Here is a 22,564-nt window from a genome sequence, read left to right as displayed (position 1 = left end):
TCCTATTGGTTGGACGTTGGGCCGAGTTGTAGCGCGCCGGGCGCCTGAGGCAAAGCTTCTCCATTTTGCTTGGGCGTAGACTTGAGGTGCCAGGCGAGGTCCGCGATCAGCACGAAGGTCGCGGCGAGATTGTTGCCGTAAGCCTGCAGCGCGACCGGATACACCGGCAACGAGAATCCGAGCAGGACGCAAACGACCGCAAGCATGATCCAGGTTCCGGTCCGCACCTTAGGCCGCGGATGATAGACCGCACGATGCATCAACACCGTGATCGGGAAGAACAACCAGACGAAGTAATATTCCCGCGCCAACGGCGAAGCCACCGTCATCAGGCAGAACAGGATGCCGATCTCCTCCGCGTCCGACTTCTCGGTCCGCAGCCATGCCGGCGGCATCACCCAGATGTAGCCGATCCCGATCAGGGCGCAGACCGCGACGGTGATCCAGTTCGCCGCCGCGAAGTCGAGATCGACGAGATTCATGTAGCGCGGCGGCTTGTGCGGATCGTCCTGATTGTAGTTCAGCGGCCGCAGCAGCCGGTGCGATACCGCGATGATCGACTGGTTCACCGACGACCAGTTCTGCTCGGCCCGCTGGCCAAACCCCTCGGCCGAGTTCGTCCCGACCATGCCGCGGTACCAGGTCTTCAATTCGGCGACGTTGTGCTGGAAGCCACGGAACGGCGCCGGCAGGATGAACAGGAAGAAAACCAGAAACGCGGCCATGCCGGCGATCGCGCCCCAACGCCTGCGCCAGACCAGATAGGGCAACACCGCAATGGGGAACACCTTGATTGCGGTGGCCAGCGCAAACATGCCGCCTGCAAGCCACGGCCGCCCGCCCCGCAGCAACCAGAAGCCGCAGAGCATCATCGCGAGCAGAAGCAGGTTCGGCTGCCCAAGGTCGAAGATGTCGAGGACGAAGGTAATCATGACGCAGCCCGGCAGCGCCTCCAGCCAGGGCCCCGGCTCGCGGCCTGACCCCGCCATCGCATGCGAGAACTGCGCGACCATCCACGCCGCCACGGCATTGAGCAGGCCAAGGCAAAGGTAGAGCGGGACCTTGCCGAAGAATGCCGGAGGCGCGAGCAGCACCGCCGGTAGCGGCGGATAGATGAACTCGAAATAGCCGGCGGAATCGACGGGATAGAGGCTCTGGCCGTGCAGCACCCGCTGTCCGGCCCAGAACCACAATGGATAATCCTTCGTCTTGCCGTGCCCCCATATCTCGGGGACCAGAACATCTGCGATCAGTCCGATGCAGAAGACCAGAAACAACAGATGAGAGGGCGCCTTCAGCGACGGATATCTCAGCAAAGATTCGATCCAAACGGACAACGAAAACGCTGAGATGATACCTCTAATATTATCGGCGCAGCAAGCCGCCGAGCGCGCCGCGCACCAGCGCGCGACCGATCGAACCGCCAACCGAACCGCCGACCGATTTGCCGAGATCCGCGACCACGCCGCCGACCACCTTGTCGGTCACCGAGCGCGTGACGTTTCGTGCGATCACCTGCCCGGTCGAGAGCCGGCCGCGCTTGACATTGGTGCCGAAGATCGCGGCAGCGATGGCGCCGATCTCGCCGAGGATGCCGCCCCCCTCGCTGCCTGAACCTTCCGCCGACGCGGCGCCGCCGGCGAGACGCTTCTGGATAATCTCGTAGGCGGATTCGGCGTCGATCGCGGTGTCATATTTGCCCTTCACCGGGCTCGCATCCATGATCGCCTTGCGTTCCTCCGGCGTGATCGGCCCGATCCGCGCCGACGGCGGCCGCACCATGACGCGCTCGACCATCGACGGCGTGCCGCCGCCTTCGAGGAACGACACCAGTGCCTCGCCCTTGGCGAGCTCCATGATCACCCGCGCGGTGTCGAGCTTCGGATTGGGCCGGAACGTCTGCGCGGCCGCGGCGACCGCCTTCTGGTCGCGCGGCGTGAAGGCACGCAGCGCGTGCTGCACCCGGTTGCCGAGCTGTGCCAGCACCTTGTCCGGCACGTCGATCGGATTTTGCGTGACGAAATAGACGCCGACGCCCTTGGAGCGGATCAGCCGTACCACCTGCTCGATCTTGTCCATCAGCGCCTTCGGCGCGTCGTTGAACAACAGATGCGCCTCGTCGAAGAAGAACACCAGCTTCGGCTTCGGCAGGTCGCCGGCCTCCGGCAATTCCTCGAACAGTTCCGACAGCATCCAGAGCAGGAACGTGGCGTAAAGCCGCGGGCTCTGCATCAGCTTGTCGGCGACGAGGATGTTAACCATGCCGCGGCCGTCGCGGTCGGTCCGCATGAAATCCTTCAGCGTCAACGCCGGCTCGCCGAAAAACTTTGCGCCGCCCTGGTTCTCGAGCACCAGCAGCTGACGCTGAATCGTTCCGACCGTCGCCTTGGACACGTTGCCATAGCTCTGAGCGGCCTTGCGGATCGACGCCAGCGGATCTTCCCCTTCATCGGCGCCCTTCTTGCTGCCGTCGGGGGCGATCGCATCCAGCAGGGCGCGCAGATCCTTCATGTCGATCAGCGCGAGGCCATTTTCATCAGCGACCCGGAAGGCGACATTGAGCACGCCCTCCTGCACGTCGTTCAGATCGAGCATCCGCGCGAGCAACAACGGTCCCATCTCGGTGATGGTGGCGCGCACCGGATGCCCCTGCTCGCCGAACACGTCCCAGAACACGGTCGAGAACTGGTCCGGCTGGAAGGTCAGGCCCATTTCCTGGGCGCGCTTCACAATAAAATCCTTGGCCTCGCCGACTTCGGAGATGCCGGACAGATCGCCCTTGATGTCGGCTGCGAAGACCGGAACGCCGGCGCGCGCAAATCCTTCGGCCATGACTTGCAGCGAGACGGTCTTGCCGGTTCCGGTTGCGCCGGTGACGAGCCCATGCCGGTTGGCCAGCGCCAGCGTCAGCCAAGCCGCCTGCTCGCCCTTGCCGATAAAAATCTTCTCGTCTGTATCCGCCAACTTGTTGTCGGAGCTCGCCATCGCTTCGCCTCTTCGCGCAAATCTAGATCGCTTCAATCGTCGAACCCGGTTCGGCGCACGAACCTACGCCATCATATTGCATCTTGCCGGTCGATTGAAACCGTCAGCGGATGCCGATGTATATTGTCGCGCCAGCAGTTCCTCATATTTTATTCCCGGCAAAGTGACGAAAGGCATTGCGCATTGCGACAAGATGGTGTGAATCCGCCGCTCACTCTTGCAGCGAGGCCACAGTCCCAGCGCGATCGAAAAAAGAATACGAACTGAAATGCGCGGATCGCTTGTATTTCGTGACACAGGCGCTCAAGATAAATCCAGAAGAACGATCCGGCAAAGTCCGGTTGAGGCGGGGCAAGATGGACGAATTGGTTGGACAGCTGGCCGCGAAGGCCGGCATCGATGGCGCTGTCGCTGAAAAAACCATCGGCATCGTTCTGGGTTTCCTCCGTAACGAGGGACCTTCCGACAAAGTCCAGGCTCTGATCGACCAAATCCCCGGCGCCGAAGCGGCAATCGCCGCCTCCAACAACAGCGGTGGTCTATCGCGGTTGATGGGCGGCGGTCTGATGGCTGTCGGCACCCGGCTGATGGCACTCGGATTGAGCATGGGTGAGATTCAGAACATCGCGCGTGAACTTTTCAGGTTCGGCCGCGACAAAATCGGAGCGGATCAAATGGGCGAGATCATCTCGGGGACGCCGGGCCTCAGCCAGTTTGCCTGAAGCACACTCCCCACGCCCCTGCACCTGCGCTCCCTTCTACCTGCATACGAGTATCATGACATACCCCCTCTCCGAGATCGAAGGCCTGTCCGCCTATTGTGCCACCAAACTGAAATCGCAGGGTATCCGCACGACCGACGCGCTGCTTGAAGCCGCCCGCACCGTCAAGGGACGCAAGGCGCTCGCCGCCAAGACCGGGATCAGTGAACAGCAACTGCTCGAATGGGCCAACATCTCCGACTACATGCGGATTCCCGGCATGGGCAAGGCGAAGGTCGGCCTGGTCCGCGCCGCCGGCGTCACCACCGTGCGCGAACTCGCCCACCGCAACCCGTCGCGGCTGGCGCAGAGCATGAAGGACGCCAATGTGCGGCGTAAGCTCGTCCGCGTGATGCCTTCAGAGAAGTCAGTCGAGCTGCTGATTGAAGAGGCACGCAAGCTGCCTCCCAAAATCACCTATTAGCTCACCTATTAGCCAGTCTTAACCGCTCGAGCGGCCGCCGGCACCAGCCATCATCGCCACACCTTGACTTGCCGCAGCGGTCAGCGCAAAGCCACCGCATGATGGCAACCAGGCCCATAGCATCGGCGGCGACCGGCCCGGCCGTATCAGCGGGGCTGCCGGCGCTGCTGTCGAGGCCTTATCCGGCGGTGATGGGTATCCTGAACGTGACGCCGGACTCGTTCTCCGACGGCGGCCGGTTCATCGCACCCGAACAGGCGCTGGCGCAGGCCGGCAAGCTGATCGCTGACGGCGCCGACATCATCGACATCGGCGCGGAATCGACCCGCCCCTATGGTTCGCAGCCGGTCACCGCCGAGGCTGAAATGGCGCGGCTGAAGCCGGTGCTCGCCGAGGTGATCGCGCTCGGCGTGCCGATCTCGATCGACAGCATGAAATCAGAGGTCGTGGCCTGGGCGCTCGACCAGGGCGCGGCGATCGCCAACGACGTCTGGGGCCTGCAGCGCGATGCCGGCATGGCGGCCGTCGTCGCCGCGCGCGGCGTGCCCGTGATCATCATGCACAATCGCGAGAGTGCCGATCCCGCGATCGACATCATGCAGGACATCGCCGGCTTCTTTGAACGCTCGCTCGCGATCGCGGCGAGCGCCGGCATCGCGCCCGACAAGATCGTGCTCGATCCCGGCATCGGCTTCGGCAAGACCCAGGAGCAGAGCATGATGGCGCTGGCGCGACTATCAGAGCTCGACGCGTTTCGCCTGCCGGTGCTGGTCGGCGCCTCGCGCAAGCGCTTCATCAGCACGGTCGTGCCGTCGGAGCCGCAGCAGCGGATCGGCGGCTCGATCGCGGCGCACCTGATCGCCGCGCAGAACGGCGCCCGCATCATCCGCGCGCATGACGTCGCGGAAACCGTTCAGGCGCTGCGGGTGGCCGCAGCCATCGAGGGACAACAATGACCGACACGATCTTCATCACCGGGATCGTCATCCATGCCCGCCATGGCGTGATGGAACATGAGACCGAGGTCGGGCAGCGCTTCGTCATCGACCTCGAGCTCTATACCGACCTTTCGGAATCCTCGCGCACCGACCGCCTCTCCGACACGGTGTCCTATTCCAACGTGGTGGCGACCGCGACCTCGGCTTTCAAGAACACCAATTACAAGCTGCTGGAACGCGCCGCCGGCGCGGTGGCGGAGGACATCCTGGCCTCTTTCCCGCGCGTCAGGGCGGTCAAGGTCACCGTGCACAAGCCGCATGCGCCGATCGCCGCGATCTTCGACGATGTCGGCGTGGTGCTGACCCGCTCGCGCCATCCGCTTCCACATGGCTGACGTCTTGATCGCACTCGGCGGCAATGTCGGCGACGTCCGCGCCACGTTTCGCAAGGCGATCGCCAATATCTGCGGTATGACGCAGGCCGCGCTCGTGGCGCGCTCGTCGGATTATTCGACGCCGCCCTGGGGCGAGCAGCAGCAGGACAGCTTCATCAATGCCTGCATCGAGATCGACACCAGCCTCGATCCGCATGCGCTGCTGTTCACCTTGCACAAGATCGAAACCAAATTCGGCCGCGACCGCAAGAACGAGCAGCGTTGGGGCCCACGCACCCTCGACCTCGATTTGATCGCCTATGACGACATCACACTCAACAAGCCGGAACTGACGCTGCCGCACCTGCGTTTGTTCGAGCGCGCCTTCGTGCTGGTGCCGCTGGCCGAGATCGTTCCCGACCGCATCATCGCCGGGCGCCGCGTCGCCGATGCGCTGGCAGGGCTCTCGACCGACGGTATTTTCCGCCTTGCGGACCTCGATTAAAGCCGAGCGACCGCAAACAAAAGTTTGGCTTGGCCGCCCGCCCGTGGCAATTTCCGGCCAAATCAAGGGACCCCTCGCGGGGCCGGTGAAGGACGATTTGGGCGGATGACGACCTCGACTGACGATTTGCCTCTGGCTTCGGATTTTGCAGCAGCGACCTATGACGACTGGCGCAAGCTGGTCGACGGCGTGCTGAAGGGCGCCCCGTTCGAGAAGCTGGTCGGCAAGACCTATGATGGTCTCAAGATCGACCCGATCTACCGCCGCGCCACCAACTCAAGCCCGCTTCCCGGCCGCGCCGCCGCGACCCCCTGGCACATCCTGCAGCGGGTCGACCATCCCGATGCCGCAGCGGCCAATGCGCAGGCGCTGCAAGATCTCGAGAACGGCGCGACCGGCCTCGAATTCGAGTTCGCCGGTGGTCCGGGCACGCGCGGCTTCGGCCTCGCCGACGCCAGCAAGAAGACGCTGGCGCGAGCCTGTGGCGGCATCCATCTCGATGCCGGCATCATGATCGCGCTCAACCCGGTGATCGGCCGCGAGAACGCCGGCGAGACGTTTGCCGATATGGTCGAGGCCCGCAAGCTCGATCCGGCCAAGCTCGACCTGCATTTCAATTACCAGGCGCTCAGCACCATGGCCGTACGGGGGGCTGCGGCCATCGCCTGGCCGAACTACGAAAAGCCATTCGGCCAGGTGGTCAACGGCCTCATCAAGCGCGGCTTCAAGGGGCCGTTCGTGCTGGCCGATGGCCGGCCGGTGCATGACGCCGGCGCCTCCGAGGTACAGGAACTCGCCTTCACGCTCGCGCTCGGCCTCGCCTATCTGCGCATGCTGGAAGCATCAGGTCTCGATCTCGATGCGGCACGGACAGGCGTCTCGTTCCGGCTCAGCGCCGATGCCGACCAGTTCCTGACGATGGCGAAATTCCGCGCGTTGCGGCTGTTGTGGGCGCGGGTCGAGCAAGCCTGCGGCCTCACCCCGAAGCCGATCTTCGTCAACGCGCAGACCGCCTGGCGGATGCTGACCCAGCGCGATCCCAACGTGAACATGCTGCGCGCGACGATCGCAACCTTTGCCGCCGGGCTCGGCGGCGCCAATGCGATCACCGTGCTGCCGCACACGCTGGCGCTCGGTCTGCCGGACGATTTCGCCCGGCGCGTAGCGCGCAATACGCAACTCGTGCTGCTCGAGGAGTCCAATCTCGCCAAGGTCTCCGATCCCGCGGCAGGCGCCGGCGGCATCGAGACGCTGACCTCGCAGCTGTGCGAAGCGGCGTGGACGCTGTTCCAGGAGATCGAGAAGGCCGGCGGCATTTTCCCGGCACTCGAGCAGGGGCTGCTGCAAAAGAAAGTCGCCGCGACGCGGGCGCAGCGCGAAGCCAATGTCGCGAAGCGCCGCGACGTGCTGACCGGCGCCAGCGAATTCCCGAACCTGCACGAAGACGTCCTCGCGGTGCTGGACGTGAAGCCGTCAGCGCCGATGTCGACCGCCAATACCAAGATCAGGTTCGACGCCCTCGCGCCGATGCGGCTCGCCGAGCCGTTCGAGGCGCTGCGCGACAAGTCGGACGCCGCGCTGAAGGCGCACCGCGCGCGGCCGAAGATCTTCCTCGCCAATCTCGGTACGGCCGCGGACTTCACGGCGCGGGCGACGTTCGCAAAGAGCTTCTTCGAGACCGGCGGGATCGAGGCCATCGACAGCGAGGGCTTTGCCGATGCGGCGGCGCTCGCCGCGGCTTTCAAGGCCTCCGGCGCGCCGATGGCGTGCATTTGTTCCTCGGACAAGGTCTATGCCGCCGGCGCCACCGAGGCCGCCAGGGCCCTTCACGGCGCCGGAGCAAGGCATATCTATCTGGCAGGACGGCCCGGCGACCAGGAAGCGGCGCTGCGGGCGGCCGGCATTGGTGAATTCGTCTTCGCCGGCGGTGATGCGCTGGCGACATTGCGCGACGCCTATCGGCGGATGGAGCAGGCATGACGGCAGAGACACCAGCGAAACCCGTTCTGACCGGCGGTTGCCAGTGCGGCGCCGTGCGCTTTGCGGTGTCCGCGGCACCGAACCGGGTCAGCATCTGTCACTGCCGGATGTGCCAAAAGGCCTCCGGTGCGCCATTCGCCTCTTTCGCCGACATCAACAAAGAAGATTTCGCCTGGACCCGGGGTAAGCCGGCGTCGTTCAAATCATCCTCGATCGCCGAGCGCGACTTCTGCGCCGCCTGCGGCACGCCGCTCAGCTTCCGCCGGATCGACGGTCCCCGCATCGAGATCATGACCGGCGCCTTCGACCGGCCCGACCGGGTGATCCCGACCCAGCAATTCGGAACCGAGTCCCGTCAAGGCTGGGTGGTCGGCATCGCCAATCTGCCGAGCCAGACCACGATGCAGAATTACGGACCGGACAAGATGGCGACCATCGTCAGCCATCAGCATCCGGATCATGACTAAGGAATCCAAGGAATGACCCGCATTCCCAATTTCGCCGATGTCGCCTTCCAGCCCGTTGCTGCCGCCGCGCCGGCCGCAAGCGCCGAGCCGTGGCTGACGCCCGAGGGCATTCCGGTGAAGTCCGTCTACGGCGAGGCCGATCTCGAAGGCATCGACTTCCTCGATACCTGGCCGGGTATCGCGCCCTATCTGCGCGGCCCCTACCCGACTATGTATGTCAATCAGCCCTGGACGATCCGGCAATATGCCGGGTTCTCCACGGCGGAGGATTCCAACGCCTTCTATCGCCGCAACCTCGCGGCGGGACAGAAGGGCCTCTCGGTGGCGTTCGACCTCGCCACCCACCGCGGCTACGACTCTGATCATCCACGCGTCTCGGGCGACGTCGGCATGGCCGGTGTCGCGATCGATTCCATCTACGACATGCGCACGCTGTTCGCCGGCATTCCGCTCGACCAGATGAGCGTGTCGATGACCATGAACGGCGCGGTGCTGCCGATCCTCGCGCTGTTCGTCGCCGCCGCCGAGGAACAGGGCGTGCCGCCGGAGAAACTGTCGGGCACCATTCAGAACGACATTCTGAAAGAGTTCATGGTGCGCAACACCTACATCTATCCGCCCGCGCCCTCGATGCGGATCATCTCCGACATCTTCGCCTACACCTCGCAGCGGATGCCGAAATACAATTCGATCTCGATCTCCGGCTACCACATGCAGGAAGCCGGCGCGACGCAGGACCTCGAGCTCGCCTATACGCTGGCCGACGGCGTCGAATATCTGCGCGCCGGCCTGGCCGCCGGCCTCGACGTCGATCGTTTCGCGCCCCGCCTCTCCTTCTTCTGGGCGATCGGCATGAACTTCTTCATGGAAGTCGCCAAGATGCGCGCCGCGCGGCTGCTGTGGGCCAAGCTGCTCAAGCAATTCAACCCGAAGGATCCGCGCTCGCTCAGCCTGCGCACGCATTGCCAGACCTCGGGCTGGTCGCTGACCGCGCAGGACGTGTTCAACAATGTGATGCGCACCACGATCGAGGCGATGGCGGCAACGCAAGGCCATACCCAGTCGCTGCACACCAACGCGCTCGACGAGGCGCTGGCGCTGCCGACCGACTTCTCGGCGCGTATCGCCCGCAACACGCAATTGTTCCTGCAGCAGGAGAGCGGCACCAACCGCATCATCGATCCTTGGGGCGGCTCCTATTATGTCGAGCGGCTGACCCAGGACCTCGCGAAGAAGGCCTGGGGCCATATCCAGGAGGTCGAGGAACTCGGCGGCATGGCCAAGGCGATCGAGGCCGGCGTGCCGAAGCTGCGGATCGAGGAAGCCTCCGCCAAGACCCAGGCGCGGATCGATGCCGGCCGGCAGGCGGTGATCGGCGTCAACAAGTTCAAGCCGGAGAACGAGAAGCCGATCGACGTGCTCAAGGTCGAGAACTCCACCGTGCGGCGGTTGCAGATCGACAAGCTGGCGCGGTTGAAGAAGGAGCGCAACCAGAAGGACGTCGATGCGGCGCTGGCTGCGCTGACCCGCTCGGCGGGCGAAGGCAACGGCAATCTGCTGGCGCTGGCCATTGATGCCGCGCGCGCAAAGGCCACCGTCGGCGAGATTTCGGACGCCATGGAAAAGGTGTTCGGCCGCCATCGCGCCGAGATCAAGTCCATCACCGGCGTCTACAAGCGAGAGGCAGCGGCGATGTCCAACAAGGTCGAAAAGGTACAGGCGCTGATCGACGCCTTCGAGGAAGCCGAGGGCCGCCGTCCGCGCATCCTGGTAGCAAAAATCGGCCAGGACGGCCATGACCGCGGCCAGAAGGTGATCGCTTCCGCCTTCGCTGATGTCGGCTTCGACGTCGATATCGGGCCGCTGTTCGCGACCGCCGACGAGGCCGCGCGGCAGGCGGTCGAGAACGACGTCCACATCCTCGGCGTCTCCTCGCTCGCCGCGGCCCATCTCACCGCAGTGCCGGAACTGAAAGCCGCGCTGAAGAAACACGGCCGCGAGGACATCATGATCATCATCGGCGGCGTGGTGCCGCCGCAGGATTACGATGCGCTGTATGCGGCCGGCGCCGAGGCGATCTTCCCGCCCGGCACGGTGATCTCCGACGCCGCCGAGGAGCTGATCCACAAGCTCAACACGAGGCTCGGCCATAGCGCGGCGGCAGAGTAACGCTGCCGCGCGTGCCATCTCCCACCTGGAGTTTTCCATGCGCGCCGCACGCTCGATGACGCCTGCCCGCATCATGGGCCTTGCCGGCCTGCTGGCTTGCCTTTGCCTTCCGGCGCGTGCAGCCGATCCAAAACCCGATGCCGCGATCAAGAACGCGAGCATCGAGGCCAGCGTTTATCTCGACGACAAGATCAAGGCGGATAGCGCGCTGGCGGCCGATTGCCTCACTGAGGGCAAGAAATGGATCGACAAGCAGGCCGCCGAGGCTGCGGCCGACCGCAAGCAGGAGCCTGAGCTGTTCAAGGAACGCGGCGGCTATTCATTCGAGCGCAAATATTCGGTGCGCTCCGTCGTCGACGGCCGCTATGTCAGCGTGCTGCGCGACGACTACATGAACACTCTGGGCGCGCATCCGAACTCCGACGTCAACACCATCCTGTGGGACACGGCGGAGAAGAAGCGCATCAGCATCCGTCCGTTCTTCACCGAGACCGCTGACAACGGCCCGACGCTAGCGGCGATGCGCAAGGCCGTCATTGCCGCGCTCAACGCCGAGAAGAAGCGGCGCGATGCCGGCGAGACCGCGACCGCCGAGTGGTACAAGGAGCTCAAGCCGACCCTGCTCAAGATCGGCGCCGTGACGCTGGCGCCGTCGACCGTGTCAGGCAAGAGCTCCGGCCTCACCTTCCACTATCCGCCCTCCGCCGTCGGCCCCTACGCCGAAGGCCAGTATGTGATCTTCGTGCCGTGGGAGTCCCTGAAGCCTTATCTGACGCCGGAAGGCGCAAAGATCTTCGCCGGTGCGCGGCCGAAGGCGGACGAAGACGATCAGCAGCAATAGCTGCTTGAGCAGACCTCAGCCTGGCTGACGCGCCAGCGCCCGGACCAAAGAGCCGGTCCAGTCCGGGATCCACGCCTGGAACTGCGCGTGCCAGCGATCGGCATCGCCTGGCGCGGTATCGAGCTTGACCGACCATTCGATGAAGGTGCGATCGCCCTCGACGACCGGCAGCAGATGCATCGTGCCCTCGTAATGGGTCGGCTGCGGCACGTCCGAACCGGTATCCGCCAGAAACGGCAGTGGCTCGATGCTGGCATAGGTCAGCGAATGCTGGGTGTCCGAGTGACCGGCGAGGCGCTGCCTGACCCAAAGCCCGAGATAACAGAAGCGCCTGATCGCGCCGACCTCGTCGCCGCGCCTGTCGTCCTCGATCACGCTTTCGCTGACACCCTCGATGTAGGCGGGATAATTGTTGAAGTCACGGATCAGCGACCACACGGTATCAAGCGGATGGTCGAGAACGGTGCTGTAATAGGCTCGGGTCATGGCAGGCTCCGGAATGTTGATCCGCAGTGATGCGGCGCGTGCCCTGATCAACCGTATGGCGTCAGGCGCGCCCACCCGATTTCCGATCTCGTGACTGATCTGGGATGAGCGCGGACTCCGCCCTCGCCTGCAACCGGCAGCCGTTGTAAAGCAGGACCATGACCGCCTCGAAGCCCGCCTCTCCCGACATCCGCGCCCTCGCCAAGGACCTTCGCTCCGGTCACCGCGCCGCGCTGGCACGGGCGATCACGCTGGTCGAGAGCCGGCGCGGCGATCACCAGGCCGCGGCGCGCGAGCTGGTGCAGGCCTTATTGCCCGACACCGGCAAGGCGGTGCGGGTCGGCATCACCGGCTCGCCCGGCGTCGGCAAGTCGACCACCATCGATGCGCTCGGCATGTTCCTGATCGAGCACGGCCACAAGGTCGCGGTGCTGGCGGTCGATCCGTCGTCGGCGCGCACCGGCGGCTCGATCCTCGGTGACAAGACGCGGATGGCGCGGCTCGCCGTCTCCGACCAGGCCTTCATCCGCCCCTCGCCCTCTTCGGGCACGCTCGGCGGCGTCGCGGCGAAAACCCGCGAGGCGATGCTGCTGTGCGAGGCCGCCGGCTTCGACGTCGTGCTGGTGGAGACCGTCGGCATCGGCCAGTCCGAGACCGCGGTCTGCGACATGACCGACTTCTTCCTGGCGCTGATGCTGCCGGGTGCCGGCGACGAGTTGCAGGGCATCAAGAAGGGCCTGGTCGAGCTCGCCGACATGATCGCGATCAACAAGGCCGATGGCGACAACCTCAAGCGCGCCAATCTCGCCGCCGCCGACTATCGCAGCGCGCTGCACATCCTGGCGCCGCGCTCCGAGCACTGGCATCCACCGGTCGAAACTTACTCCGCACTGACCGGCACCGGGCTCGACCGGCTCTGGCAGAAGATCCTCGACCACCGCGCCGCGATGACCGCCTCAGACGAGTTCGCAGGCCGCCGCAGGGAGCAGCAGGTGAAGTGGATGTGGTCGATGCTGGAGGGCCGGATGATGGCGCGGCTGCGCTCGGACGCTGCGATCCGCACCAAAGTGAAGAAGATGGAAGCCGAGGTCGCCGGCGGCCGCATCTCGCCCGCGGTCGCCGCCGAGCAGATCGCGGAGATGCTGCATTGAGCGCGAAGCTGCGCATCCTCCTCACCGGCTTCGGGCCGTTCCCGGGTGCGCCGTTCAACCCGACCATGCCATTGGTGAAGCGGCTGACCGCGCTGCGCCGCCCTGCCTTCGACGACGTCACACTGACGAGCCACATCTTCGACGTCACCTATGCTGCCGTCGACCGCGAATTGCCGGAACTGATCGCAAGGCATCGCCCGCAGGCACTGTTGATGTTCGGCCTCGCCGGCCGCAGCGCGCATCTGCGGATCGAAAGCCGCGCCCGCAATGCGGTGACGACGCGCTTTCCCGATGCCGGCCGCCAGCATGCGCGCAAGGGATCGATCGCAAGCGGCGCTGATGCGCAACTGTTCGGGCCGCATACCGAAAAGCTGCTACGCGCGGCGCTGATGACGGGTATCGATGCGCGCGCCTCCCGCGATGCCGGCAGCTATCTCTGCAACTATCTGAGCTGGCGCGCGATCGAGGCCGTGACCGACGAAAGCGAGTTGCGCCTCGCACAGTTCGTCCATGTTCCGCCGCTCGCCCATGACGGAACGGCTGCACCAGGCAGATCATCCATCACGCTGGAAGCGCTGGTCGATGCCGGCGAAGCCATGCTGATGGAGCTGGTGAAACTGACCCGGCAGGCCGTGCGCCGATCACAAAGCCCTGCCAAAGAAAGCCTTGGCCGTGAACCTTTCCTTCGCTGAGCGGACTCACGTTGAGCAGGAACCGGCCTTTGACAGGCCGAAGGGTACCGTCAGACGACAACACATAGCTGACGGCCGTGGACGCGATCGTTTGACGATCGTCGGTTGAAATTGTCCGGAACTTTTGACTGATTTTGTCCAGGGATGCGGGCCGACGCCTGCCGGACCTCATCTCCGCGCCATTGGAGGAGATACCATGACCGAGATCCGGCTGGCCTCGCTACAGGGCGGGGCGATTGTGCTTGGTAATGACACTCTCGATACCTTGCGACAGACATTGCGAGGGGTTGTTTGTCTGCCCCAGGAAGCGGGCTACGATGAAGCCCGCTCGATCTGGAATGCGATGATAGACCGCCACCCAAGCATGGTGGTCCGCTGCAGAGGTGCCGCAGACGTCATGCATGCCGTCACTTTCGCGCGCGAGCGCGGCATCTTGCTCGCCGTGCGCGCCGGTGGCCACAACATTGCCGGGAATGCCGTTTGCGAAGGAGGTCTGTTGCTGGACCTCTCGCTCATGCGCGGCGTGCGGGTTGATCCCGCTAGCCGGACCGCGCGCGTGGAACCCGGCGCGACCCTCAGCGACTTCGACGGGGAGGCGCAAGCCTTCGGACTGGCTACTCCGCTCGGCATCAATTCGACGACCGGCGTGGCCGGCCTCACGCTTGGCGGCGGATTTGGATGGCTCAGCCGCAAGTTCGGACTGGCTGTCGATAACCTCATCTCGACCGACGTCGTAACGGCTGACGGCAAGCTCGTGCAGGCGAGCTCAGACGAGAACCCCGACCTGTTTTGGGCGCTACGCGGAGGTGGCGGCAATTTCGGTGTCGTGAGCTCGTTCGAATTTCGCCTGCACCCAGTCGGACCCATGGTCCTCGCCGGCCTGATTGTCCATCCTTTTGCCCGGGCAAGAGAACTTCTCGCCGGCTATCGCCAGATCGCAGCCAAGGCCCCCGACGAACTCACGCAATGGGTGGTCCTCAGAAAGGCTCCGCCGCTTCCCTTCCTTCCGGCCGACATTCACGGCAAGGAAATTCTCGTCTTCGCGGTCTGTTATGTCGGCGATGAGCGCGACGGAAATCGTGCTTTGGCTCCACTGCGCGGGCTGGGAACGCCGATTGCGGATGTGGTCGGCATGCAGCCCTTCACCGCCTGGCAGCGTGCCTTCGACCCGTTGCTGACCCCGGGTGCCTGCAATTATTGGAAGTCGCACAATTTTGCCGATCTCGGCGACGGCCTCCTGGATGTCCTCGTTAGTCAGGTTCCGCGGCTTCCGACCGAAGAGTGCGAAATCTTCATTGGGCAGCTCGGCGGAGCGGCCAGCCGTGTGGCGCCCGACGCAACGGCTTACCCTCATCGCAGCGCGAATTTTGCGATGAATGTTCATACGCGTTGGCGCCAATCCAGCGACAAGCAACGCTCGATCGACTGGGCGCGGACGCTTTTTGCCGAAACCGCGCCGTACGCAACCGGCGGCGTCTACGTCAACTTCATGCCCGAGGACGAAACCGATCGCGTGTCCAATGCATACGGCGCGAACTACCCGCGTCTCACGGCACTGAAGTCAAAATACGATCCCGGCAACCTGTTCCGCTTGAACCAGAACGTCCAGCCATCCGCGCAGCGACCGGCGGCCTGACGACAGACAAGGTAGCAAACCGCCGCTGAGCTCTGGCGAAACCCCTCGCTGTTGCCCGACCATTTCGATCTTTGGGTGATGGGTTTCGCTCGCTCTACCCTACGACGGCGCATCAGGGCATCGTTTGAGGTCTGCCAATGCCTCAACACCGGCGCGTAAGCGATAGTTCCTGCCCTGCGTTATACGATGCGGATGGTTGATGTCATGGCTTTACAGGGGTCGTCTCGATAGAGCCGCCGTCCCCTACGTCCGACACGGGTCGTCAGCATCGAATTGGCCGAACGTAAGCCATTTGCCTCCACCCAGTCGGCGTGCAGAACGCAAACGCGCTGTGCCGTTCAGAAACGGAATGTTCAAGTCTGCGTCGAGCCGCTCGTGACCGCAATCTTTGATTTGGCGCAAGGTTGCGCTGCCAAATATCGCTTTAATGGCAGCAGTTCCCGTTGAATTCTGACTTAAGTCTCCCATGAACTTCTTCTCGAAGCCAACCAAGCAGACCTACAGCCTCGTCGATGAAGAAGTCGAAGGCGCATGCGACGGCATGCTCGCCGCGATCAGCCGGCTTCAGCCTCATGAAGCCTGCGCCAGAATGGGATCGACGCCGGAAGGGCTCATCGACGCAGAGGCGGCAGCACGGATCAAGAAATTTGGGCCCAACCTCGTTGCGCGGGAGCGCAAGCCGACAATTCCCGAAGAGATCTGGAATCGTGCGCGCAATCCCTTAAACGGATTGCTGCTGACACTGGCGGCGGTCTCCTATTTTTTGGGAGATGCACGTGCTGCCATCGTGATCGCAACGATGGTGGTCCTGGCGATTACAACGGCATTTATAGGAGCACCGGTCCAACGAGGCCGCAGCCCAGCTGCGTGCCATGGTTCACACCACCGCGAGTGTCAGGCGCAGGCCAGGACAGTCGGATGATCCGTTCTCCGAGCTTCCCGTTGATCATCTCGTACCCGGCGATGTGGTGCGACTTTCCGCCGGAGACATGATCCCGGCCGATCTGCGTCTACTCGAAGCCAAGGACCTGTTCGTCAATCAATCCGTCCTGACCGGAGACTCCATGCCGGCCGAGAAGCACGCCCAGCCAGGAACTGCGGAGTGCGAAGACCCATTTGACCTGCCGAATATCTGCTTCATGGGAGCGAATGTCGTGTCCGGCTATGGTACCGGGATCATCTTGCGAACCGGTCGGCGCACCTTTTTCGGGCAGCTGGCTCACGAGATCGCAGGCCGGCGCGTTCCAACAGCCTTTGACCAGGGCATCAACAGGTTCACCTGGCTGATGATCCGCTTCATCCTTGTGATGGTGCCTATCGTTTTCTTGATCAACGGCTTCACGAAGCATGATTGGCTGGAGGCGCTGCTGTTCGCGGTGGCCGTGGCGGTCGGGCTCACGCCGGAAATGTTGCCGATGATTGTGACGGTCAATCTCGCCAAAGGCGCAATCGCCATGTCGCGCAAGAAGGTGATCGTCAAGCGCCTCAACGCCATCCAGAATTTCGGCGCGATGGACGTGCTGTACACCGACAAGACCGGCACATTAACCCAGGACCGGAGATCATCCTTAAGCGGCACATTGATATCGACGGAAACGATTCCGATGATGTGCTCATGTACGCCATCCTGAACAGCCACTTCCAGTCGGGACTGCGAAACCTTCTGGACAAGGCGGTGCTCGCGCACGCCGAACTCGATCGGGCGTTCCGCGTCCAGGAAGGATATTCGAAGGTTGACGAGATCCCGTTCGACTTCACACGCCGCCGGCTGTCGGTGGTGGTCGCGCGCAACGACGGAAAGCATCTCCTGATCTGCAAGGGCGCGGTCGAGGAGATCTTCGCCACGTGTTCGAGCTATTGCCTTAAGGGCGAGGTCGGCCGCCTCGACCCGACCCATTTCGAGGGCGCCAAGGAGCAGACTGTCGCGCTCAACTCCGACGGGTTTCGCGTCGTCGCCGTGGCCTATAGGGAGATGGAGCCTTCGAAGACAGCCTATTCGGTACAGGACGAGGCGGATTTGACGTTACTCGGCTACATCGCCTTCCTCGATCCGCCGAAGGAGAGCGCCAGGGAAGCGATCGCGACGTTGGCCCGGAAAGGCGTTCAGGTGAAGGTCCTGACGGGCGACAACGAAATCATCACGCGCAAGATCTGCCGTGAGGTTCAATTGGAAACCGGCGAAATTCTGCTGGGTAGCAGGATCGCGCAGATGAGCGATGCCGAACTCGCGGAAGTCGCTGGCCATACCACGGTTTTTGCCAAGCTGAACCCTGAGCAGAAGGAAAGAGTGGTGCGGGCCCTCCACGCCAAGGGACATGTGGTCGGATTTCTGGGCGACGGGATTAACGACAGTCCGGCTCTGAAAGCCGCGGATGTCGGGATTTCCGTGGACACAGCGGTCGATATCGCAAAGGAATCCGCGGACATTATCCTGCTCGAAAAGAGCCTGCTCGTCCTTCAGGAGGGTGTCACCGAGGGTCGAAAAGTCTTCGCCAACATCACCAAGTACATCAAGATGGGCGCGAGCTCGAACTTTGGGAACATGTTCAGCGTGCTCGGGGCAAGCATTTTCCTGCCTTTCCTGCCGATGATCCCGATCCAGGTGCTCACCAACAACCTGCTATACGATTTTTCGCAGACGACCATTCCGACGGACAATGTCGACGAGGAGTATTTGGCATCACCGAGGACGTGGGACATCGGCAACATCTTCAAGTTCATGATCTTCATCGGCCCTATCAGCTCGATATTCGACTACGCAACTTATGGAATGATGCTCTTTGTCTTTGATGCCTGGAACAATCCGTCCCTGTTCCAGACCGGCTGGTTTGTGGAGTCGCTGCTGACCCAGACGCTGATCATACACATCATCAGGACGGCGAGAATTCCCTTTATCGAGAGCCATGCAAGTCCGGCGCTTATTGCGACGACGGTGATTATCTGCACGATCGGGATGACGCTGCCCTTCACCTGGGCCGGATCGGCGCTGGGCTTCGTGCCTCTGCCGTGGAGCTACTGGCCGCTGGTTGCAACGATGCTCGTAACTTACGCTGCGATCACACACTTCGTGAAGGTTTGGTTCACGAGGAGATGGGGACTCTAGCCGGTTCTTCGCCGCGAGACATTTTCGCTGATGCGTCGAGGCCCGATCGGCCCCCGGCTTTCCCTGCGCCCTCCGTTCTCGAGAGGGTCAAATGAAACGCAAAGCTCGGGCGATTCACGCCGCGAGAACGCGGTTGTATATCCTCTCCATTGTCATGCCCCGCGCATGTGGCTTCCAGTCGGCTGCACCCGGGATTAACCCTACCGCCAACAATCGCCCCGCTGCGTCGGCGCATTCACCATGCGGCGCCGCATTTCGCGCTACCACTCGGGCGCGAACGTCACCGCTCGCACCTGTTTTGACGCGTTTTCTTCACGCGAACCGGTACCCGCTTCGCTTGAAAACGCTTTGGCGAGGGCCATGCCCATGGACGTCAATCGCCGCCATCTCATCGGGGCATCTGCCGTCGGCGCAGCCGGCGCGCTTGCGATGTCGCCGGATGCGGCGCGCGCCGCGCAATCTGCCGGCTCGCTCGGCCGCGACGTCACGCAATATGGCGTTCGCCCCGGCAGCCCCGACGATCAGACCCGCAATCTGCAGCGCGCGATCGATGATGCCGCGCGTGCGCAGGTGCCGCTGGCATTCCCGCCTGGCGTCTATCGCACCGGCCTGTTGCGGCTTGCGCCGGGCAGCCAGCTGATCGGAGTGCGCGGCGCCAGCCGGCTGGTGTTCAACGGCGGCGCCTCGATGCTGGAAGGCGAAGGCGCCGGCGGCGTCGTGCTGATGGGTCTCAGCTTCGACGGCGGCAAGGTTCCGCTGCCGGCGCGGCGCGGCCTCGTGCATTGCCTGTCCGGCCGCGACATCCGCATCACCGATTGCCAGTTCATCGGCAGCGGCGGCAGCGGCATCTGGTTCGAACAGATGTCGGGCGATGTCAGCAACAACATCTTCACCGACATCGCGAGCACGGCGCTGGTGTCGTTCGACGCGCTCGGCCTGATGGTGGCACGCAACACCATCAAGGGCACCAACGACAACGGCATCGAGATCCTGCGCACCGCGATCGGCGATGACGGCTCGATCGTCGCCGACAACCGCATCGAGGACATCAAGGCCGGCCCGGGCGGCTCCGGGCAGTACGGCAACGCCATCAACGCCTTCCGCGCCGGCAACGTGATCGTGCGCGGCAACCGCATCAGCAATTGCGACTTCTCGGCGGTGCGCGGCAACTCGGCCTCCAACATCCACATCACGGACAACAGCGTCAGCAATGTCCGCGAGGTCGCGCTCTATTCGGAGTTCTCGTTCGAGGCCGCTGTGATCGCCAACAACACCGTCGACGGCGCGGCGATCGGCGTCTCCGTGTGCAATTTCAACGAGGGCGGCCGCATCGCGGTGGTCCAGGGCAACATCATTCGCAATCTGCTGCCGAAGCGTCCCGTCGGTACCGACCCAAATGACGGCGCCGGCATCGGCATCTATGTCGAGGCGGACAGCGCCGTCACCGGCAATGTGATCGAGAACGCGCCAACCTTCGGCATCGTCGCCGGCTGGGGCCAGTACCTGCGCGACGTCGCGATCACGGGCAATGTGATCCGCAAGGCTCCCGTCGGCATCGGCGTCTCGGTGGTGCCGGGCGCGGGCTCCGCGCTGATCAACAACAACATGATCTCGGAAACCCCGCGCGGCGCGGTGGTCGGGCTCGACCACGCCCGCCCGATCACGTCAGATCTGTCGGCGGGCGGCGCCCAGCAATATGCCCAGCTCGTGGTCGGCGCGAATGCGGTGCGGCGCTAGCGCGTATTGCGTGAGCATGATCTTTCGGAAAACCGCTTCACACTTTTCCGGATCATGCTCTACAGCGCGTTGCGCAGCAGCGGATAGCGCCGCTGGATAGTGTCGAGATCGAGCACCGGCGGCCGCGCAGCCGGAGGGGGCATCTCCAGCGGAGGCGCGTCGGCCACGCTGGGGGGCTCCTCCAGCACCTCGGCCGCCGTCTCGAGCGCGGCCGCGACCGCGGTCATCGCGGCCTCCGCCAATGACGCGGCGTCCGACCGGCGCTCCGGCGCCGGCGAGACATAGGGCGCTGACGAGATGTAAGGCGGCGGCAATATCGACTTGCCGCGGCCGAGCCACGACAGGTCGATCGGCGAATTGTCGAGGGAGGCTTCGCGCGTCAGCAATTCACGCCAGATCTCGACCGCGGCCCGCGCTTCCCTGATGTTCTCGAGAAAGGCCTGCTCGCTGTGATAGCGGCGCCAGCGTCCGGTCTCGAACAGTTCGGTGAGGTGTTCCAGCCTTTGCTCGGCGAGGTTGCACCAACGTGCAACGATTTCCTGGCCTCTGGCCACGTCGGTCCGATGTGTCATTGAAACTTGCCCGCAGGGAAAGAAACGGACGCAGACGCAACCGAACCGAATCAACTGGACGTGACACTGATATTCTGTGGAAAAGGTAAATAAAGTCTAACTAAATTCTTAATCGCGAACGGGCGATGAGAGAAGTCCGCTCGACTACGGAGTTTCTTGCCCGAACCATCGTCAAGTATCGACTTGCATGGTGGCGATGCGCATCGCTTTCGTGCGCCGCACAGCCGGATGATCCACAGCAAAGAGTCGCCGCTGCCCCGCGCCCGACATCGGGTCGCGATCGCGCGACGCCGCGTCGGCGGCGTTCGGCCAAGCCGGTGATGCGAGGGTGCCCCAGAAAGCAAAGACCCGTCCGGGGGGACAACCGGACGGGTCAAAGCCATATGGGCGCTTGGGGTGGATGGGCGCTCGCGCCTGATATAGCCGGGGAGGGATAAACCGCTCCCACACACATAAGTCGTGAGAGGAAGGCGGACGTTCAAATCGTCGGCGATTTTTTTAACCTTTGCGCCGCGCGGTTCCATCGCACCATTGCAGGCGTTCAGCGTCGAAAATCACTGCCCGGCACGGCGATTAGCAGTGGAATCGTCCGATGCGATCGACGGCGCCGGTTCATTCGCCGCGCGGCTCACGGAAGTGTTATTGCTGTCCGCGTCCTGTGCAGGCTGCGACGGTTTGTCCACGGCGGAGGCGACAGCAGCACTCGTCGCGGCCATCACTGCGCCGAGCGCATCCGCCTTACCCGCCCCGAACAGATCATCACGACCCGGTGTCCCGAGATCGCGGGCCGTGCTGGTCAGGATCCTGCGCACCTCGGCGGGCTTCAGTGCCGGATTGCGCTCCAGCACCAGGGCCGCGATGCCGCTGACGAACGCGGCCGAAAACGAGGTGCCCGACATCACCTGATATTTGCCGTCAGGCACCGGCACCAGAATGTCGGCGCCCGGTGCCGCCAGCGCGACATAGCTGCCGCGGTTCGAGGCCGCCATCAGCCGGTCGCCGGCATCGATGCCGCTCACCGCGATCACGTCGGGAAGGGCGGCCGGATACAGCGGCGGCGATGTCGGGCCGCCATTGCCGGCCGCAGCAACCAGCACGACGTCCCTCGCCGCCGCGGCGGCTACGGCACGCGCGATCAAGGCGTCCTTCGGTCCGGCAAAGCTCATGTTCACAATCTGCGCGCCGTGCGCCACCGCGTAGTCGAGGCTCCTGAGCAGCACATAGCAGGTGCTCTCGGCGCCAGCAGCGGCCGCACCGAAGGCGCGGATCGCCAGGATGCGCACTTCCGGCGCGCTCCCCGTCAGCCGGACGCGCGCCGCGATCGCGCCGGCAATGGCGGTGCCGTGCGCATGCGGGCCTTCCTTGCTGCCGAGCGCGTCGAACGTATCCGCAACCGTGTTCGCCAACTCCGGATGGGCGGCATCGACACCGGAATCGATGACGGCAATGGTGACATTCATCCCGCGCGCCAGTCTGTGCGCCGCCGCCAGGTGAAGCTGCGCCGCCGGATATTGCGCCGGATCGCTCCCGCCCGCTGCCGGCTTCTGGTCCTGCAGCGCGTAACGGTAGTTCGGCTGCACGGAGCGGACGCTGCCGTCGCTTGCAAACTCGCGGCTCACCGCGTCGGTGGAACGATTGCCGGCGACGCGGAGCAGGCCGGTCGTCGTACCCAGCAGCGGGAGGTTCGTCGAGGCGAGCCGGGCCAGGCCAGGGCGGCGCGCGAGCGCGGCGGGCTGGGGCTCC

The 22,564-nt window shown here is 64.0% G+C and carries 21 protein-coding genes; 16 read left to right on the top strand and 5 right to left on the bottom strand.

Annotation, left to right across the window (positions count from 1 at the left end; genetic code table 11):
- Positions 1 to 2: 2 nt before the first annotated feature.
- Positions 3 to 1,316 (bottom strand): glycosyltransferase family 87 protein, encoded by a 1,314-nt coding sequence (locus tag FNJ47_RS23575; RefSeq protein ID WP_236000068.1) that lies wholly within the window; start codon positions 1,314 to 1,316, stop codon positions 3 to 5.
- A 49-nt stretch (positions 1,317 to 1,365) separates the two neighbouring features.
- Complete coding sequence (locus FNJ47_RS23570) at positions 1,366 to 2,985, bottom strand: helicase HerA-like domain-containing protein (protein ID WP_163157389.1); 1,620 nt, start codon at positions 2,983 to 2,985, stop codon at positions 1,366 to 1,368.
- 356 nt (positions 2,986 to 3,341) lie between these two features.
- On the opposite strand from FNJ47_RS23570, the gene FNJ47_RS23565 reads away from it, so the two are divergent.
- The 9 genes from FNJ47_RS23565 to FNJ47_RS23525 all read left to right on the top strand — a co-directional run bounded on the left by FNJ47_RS23565 (position 3,342) and on the right by FNJ47_RS23525 (position 11,444).
- On the top strand, positions 3,342 to 3,707 hold the full coding sequence (locus FNJ47_RS23565) for a DUF2267 domain-containing protein (RefSeq protein WP_163157387.1): 366 nt from the start codon (positions 3,342 to 3,344) through the stop codon (positions 3,705 to 3,707).
- A gap of 55 nt (positions 3,708 to 3,762) precedes the next feature.
- Positions 3,763 to 4,170 carry a DUF4332 domain-containing protein gene (locus FNJ47_RS23560; RefSeq protein WP_018270650.1) on the top strand — a complete coding sequence of 136 codons (408 nt, stop codon included), beginning with the start codon at positions 3,763 to 3,765 and terminating at the stop codon, positions 4,168 to 4,170.
- A 101-nt stretch (positions 4,171 to 4,271) separates the two neighbouring features.
- Positions 4,272 to 5,126 carry a dihydropteroate synthase gene (folP, locus tag FNJ47_RS23555; RefSeq protein ID WP_488226094.1) on the top strand — a complete coding sequence of 285 codons (855 nt, stop codon included), beginning with the start codon at positions 4,272 to 4,274 and terminating at the stop codon, positions 5,124 to 5,126.
- Entirely contained in the window at positions 5,123 to 5,503 is a 381-nt protein-coding gene (gene folB / locus FNJ47_RS23550; protein ID WP_050403309.1) for a dihydroneopterin aldolase, read from the top strand. The genes folP and folB overlap by 4 nt, the downstream gene beginning before the upstream one ends.
- Positions 5,496 to 5,987 carry a 2-amino-4-hydroxy-6-hydroxymethyldihydropteridine diphosphokinase gene (folK, locus tag FNJ47_RS23545; protein WP_163157383.1) on the top strand — a complete coding sequence of 164 codons (492 nt, stop codon included), beginning with the start codon at positions 5,496 to 5,498 and terminating at the stop codon, positions 5,985 to 5,987. The genes folB and folK overlap by 8 nt, the downstream gene beginning before the upstream one ends.
- A gap of 105 nt (positions 5,988 to 6,092) precedes the next feature.
- Positions 6,093 to 7,967, top strand: a complete 1,875-nt coding sequence (locus FNJ47_RS23540) for a methylmalonyl-CoA mutase family protein (RefSeq protein ID WP_163157381.1) — start codon at positions 6,093 to 6,095, stop codon at positions 7,965 to 7,967.
- Positions 7,964 to 8,434: a GFA family protein gene (locus FNJ47_RS23535; protein ID WP_163157379.1), complete on the top strand. Its 471-nt coding sequence runs from the start codon at positions 7,964 to 7,966 to the stop codon at positions 8,432 to 8,434. Before FNJ47_RS23540 ends, FNJ47_RS23535 begins: the two co-directional genes overlap by 4 nt.
- A 12-nt stretch (positions 8,435 to 8,446) precedes the next feature.
- Complete coding sequence (gene scpA / locus FNJ47_RS23530) at positions 8,447 to 10,603, top strand: methylmalonyl-CoA mutase (protein ID WP_163157376.1); 2,157 nt, start codon at positions 8,447 to 8,449, stop codon at positions 10,601 to 10,603.
- Positions 10,604 to 10,676: 73 nt separating this feature from the next.
- Complete coding sequence (locus tag FNJ47_RS23525) at positions 10,677 to 11,444, top strand: DUF3298 and DUF4163 domain-containing protein (RefSeq protein WP_236000069.1); 768 nt, start codon at positions 10,677 to 10,679, stop codon at positions 11,442 to 11,444.
- Between the two features lie 15 nt (positions 11,445 to 11,459).
- Here FNJ47_RS23525 and FNJ47_RS23520 read toward each other — a convergent pair whose 3' ends face one another.
- A complete protein-coding gene (locus FNJ47_RS23520) occupies positions 11,460 to 11,930 on the bottom strand; it encodes an SRPBCC family protein (RefSeq protein ID WP_163157374.1) in 471 nt (156 codons plus the stop codon).
- 158 nt (positions 11,931 to 12,088) lie between these two features.
- On the opposite strand from FNJ47_RS23520, the gene meaB reads away from it, so the two are divergent.
- The 7 genes from meaB (at position 12,089) to FNJ47_RS23495 (ending at position 20,249) form a co-directional block, all read left to right on the top strand.
- On the top strand, positions 12,089 to 13,081 hold the full coding sequence (gene meaB / locus FNJ47_RS23515; RefSeq protein WP_163157371.1) for a methylmalonyl Co-A mutase-associated GTPase MeaB: 993 nt from the start codon (positions 12,089 to 12,091) through the stop codon (positions 13,079 to 13,081).
- Positions 13,078 to 13,773, top strand: a complete 696-nt coding sequence (locus tag FNJ47_RS23510; protein ID WP_163157369.1) for a pyroglutamyl-peptidase I — start codon at positions 13,078 to 13,080, stop codon at positions 13,771 to 13,773. Before meaB ends, FNJ47_RS23510 begins: the two co-directional genes overlap by 4 nt.
- Before the next feature lie 196 nt (positions 13,774 to 13,969).
- A complete protein-coding gene (locus tag FNJ47_RS23505; protein WP_163157367.1) occupies positions 13,970 to 15,409 on the top strand; it encodes an FAD-binding oxidoreductase in 1,440 nt (479 codons plus the stop codon).
- A 466-nt stretch (positions 15,410 to 15,875) separates the two neighbouring features.
- The gene (locus tag FNJ47_RS51505) at positions 15,876 to 16,331 is read left to right on the top strand and encodes a cation-transporting P-type ATPase (protein ID WP_236000067.1); all 456 of its coding nucleotides are present in this window, start codon (positions 15,876 to 15,878) and stop codon (positions 16,329 to 16,331) included.
- Complete coding sequence (locus FNJ47_RS51500; RefSeq protein ID WP_236000066.1) at positions 16,282 to 17,040, top strand: HAD-IC family P-type ATPase; 759 nt, start codon at positions 16,282 to 16,284, stop codon at positions 17,038 to 17,040. The genes FNJ47_RS51505 and FNJ47_RS51500 overlap by 50 nt, the downstream gene beginning before the upstream one ends.
- Positions 17,025 to 18,512, top strand: coding sequence for a magnesium-translocating P-type ATPase (gene mgtA / locus FNJ47_RS51495; RefSeq protein WP_236000065.1), 1,488 nt, complete (start codon positions 17,025 to 17,027; stop codon positions 18,510 to 18,512). The genes FNJ47_RS51500 and mgtA overlap by 16 nt, the downstream gene beginning before the upstream one ends.
- A gap of 366 nt (positions 18,513 to 18,878) precedes the next feature.
- The gene (locus FNJ47_RS23495; protein WP_163157406.1) at positions 18,879 to 20,249 is read left to right on the top strand and encodes a TIGR03808 family TAT-translocated repetitive protein; all 1,371 of its coding nucleotides are present in this window, start codon (positions 18,879 to 18,881) and stop codon (positions 20,247 to 20,249) included.
- A 59-nt stretch (positions 20,250 to 20,308) separates the two neighbouring features.
- Here the strand turns inward: FNJ47_RS23495 and FNJ47_RS23490 are convergent, their stop codons facing one another.
- Both FNJ47_RS23490 and FNJ47_RS23485 read right to left on the bottom strand, forming a co-directional pair.
- Positions 20,309 to 20,821 (bottom strand): TIGR03809 family protein, encoded by a 513-nt coding sequence (locus FNJ47_RS23490; protein WP_163157365.1) that lies wholly within the window; start codon positions 20,819 to 20,821, stop codon positions 20,309 to 20,311.
- Positions 20,822 to 21,375: 554 nt separating this feature from the next.
- Positions 21,376 to 22,564, bottom strand: a 1,189-nt coding sequence (locus tag FNJ47_RS23485; RefSeq protein WP_163157363.1) for a S8 family serine peptidase, incomplete at its 5' end; no start/stop codon positions are given.

The sequence above is a fragment of the Bradyrhizobium uaiense genome (assembly GCF_010811875.1).
GTDB lineage: Bacteria > Pseudomonadota > Alphaproteobacteria > Rhizobiales > Xanthobacteraceae > Bradyrhizobium > Bradyrhizobium uaiense.
This window is presented reverse-complemented; position numbering and strand designations above follow the sequence as displayed.

Excerpts from the sequence above, each read along its gene's own strand:
- FNJ47_RS23570 (WP_163157389.1), bottom strand. The coding sequence starts at position 2,985 with ATGGCGAGCTCCGACAACAAGTTGGCGGATACAGACGAGAAGATTTTT.
- FNJ47_RS23565 (WP_163157387.1), top strand. The coding sequence starts at position 3,342 with ATGGACGAATTGGTTGGACAGCTGGCCGCGAAGGCCGGCATCGATGGC.
- FNJ47_RS23560 (WP_018270650.1), top strand. The coding sequence starts at position 3,763 with ATGACATACCCCCTCTCCGAGATCGAAGGCCTGTCCGCCTATTGTGCC.
- folP (WP_488226094.1), top strand. The coding sequence starts at position 4,272 with ATGGCAACCAGGCCCATAGCATCGGCGGCGACCGGCCCGGCCGTATCA.
- folB (WP_050403309.1), top strand. The coding sequence starts at position 5,123 with ATGACCGACACGATCTTCATCACCGGGATCGTCATCCATGCCCGCCAT.
- folK (WP_163157383.1), top strand. The coding sequence starts at position 5,496 with ATGGCTGACGTCTTGATCGCACTCGGCGGCAATGTCGGCGACGTCCGC.
- FNJ47_RS23540 (WP_163157381.1), top strand. The coding sequence starts at position 6,093 with ATGACGACCTCGACTGACGATTTGCCTCTGGCTTCGGATTTTGCAGCA.
- FNJ47_RS23535 (WP_163157379.1), top strand. The coding sequence starts at position 7,964 with ATGACGGCAGAGACACCAGCGAAACCCGTTCTGACCGGCGGTTGCCAG.
- scpA (WP_163157376.1), top strand. The coding sequence starts at position 8,447 with ATGACCCGCATTCCCAATTTCGCCGATGTCGCCTTCCAGCCCGTTGCT.
- FNJ47_RS23525 (WP_236000069.1), top strand. The coding sequence starts at position 10,677 with ATGGGCCTTGCCGGCCTGCTGGCTTGCCTTTGCCTTCCGGCGCGTGCA.
- FNJ47_RS23520 (WP_163157374.1), bottom strand. The coding sequence starts at position 11,930 with ATGACCCGAGCCTATTACAGCACCGTTCTCGACCATCCGCTTGATACC.
- meaB (WP_163157371.1), top strand. The coding sequence starts at position 12,089 with ATGACCGCCTCGAAGCCCGCCTCTCCCGACATCCGCGCCCTCGCCAAG.
- FNJ47_RS23505 (WP_163157367.1), top strand. The coding sequence starts at position 13,970 with ATGACCGAGATCCGGCTGGCCTCGCTACAGGGCGGGGCGATTGTGCTT.
- FNJ47_RS51505 (WP_236000067.1), top strand. The coding sequence starts at position 15,876 with ATGAACTTCTTCTCGAAGCCAACCAAGCAGACCTACAGCCTCGTCGAT.
- FNJ47_RS51500 (WP_236000066.1), top strand. The coding sequence starts at position 16,282 with ATGGTTCACACCACCGCGAGTGTCAGGCGCAGGCCAGGACAGTCGGAT.
- mgtA (WP_236000065.1), top strand. The coding sequence starts at position 17,025 with ATGTACGCCATCCTGAACAGCCACTTCCAGTCGGGACTGCGAAACCTT.
- FNJ47_RS23495 (WP_163157406.1), top strand. The coding sequence starts at position 18,879 with ATGGACGTCAATCGCCGCCATCTCATCGGGGCATCTGCCGTCGGCGCA.
- FNJ47_RS23490 (WP_163157365.1), bottom strand. The coding sequence starts at position 20,821 with ATGACACATCGGACCGACGTGGCCAGAGGCCAGGAAATCGTTGCACGT.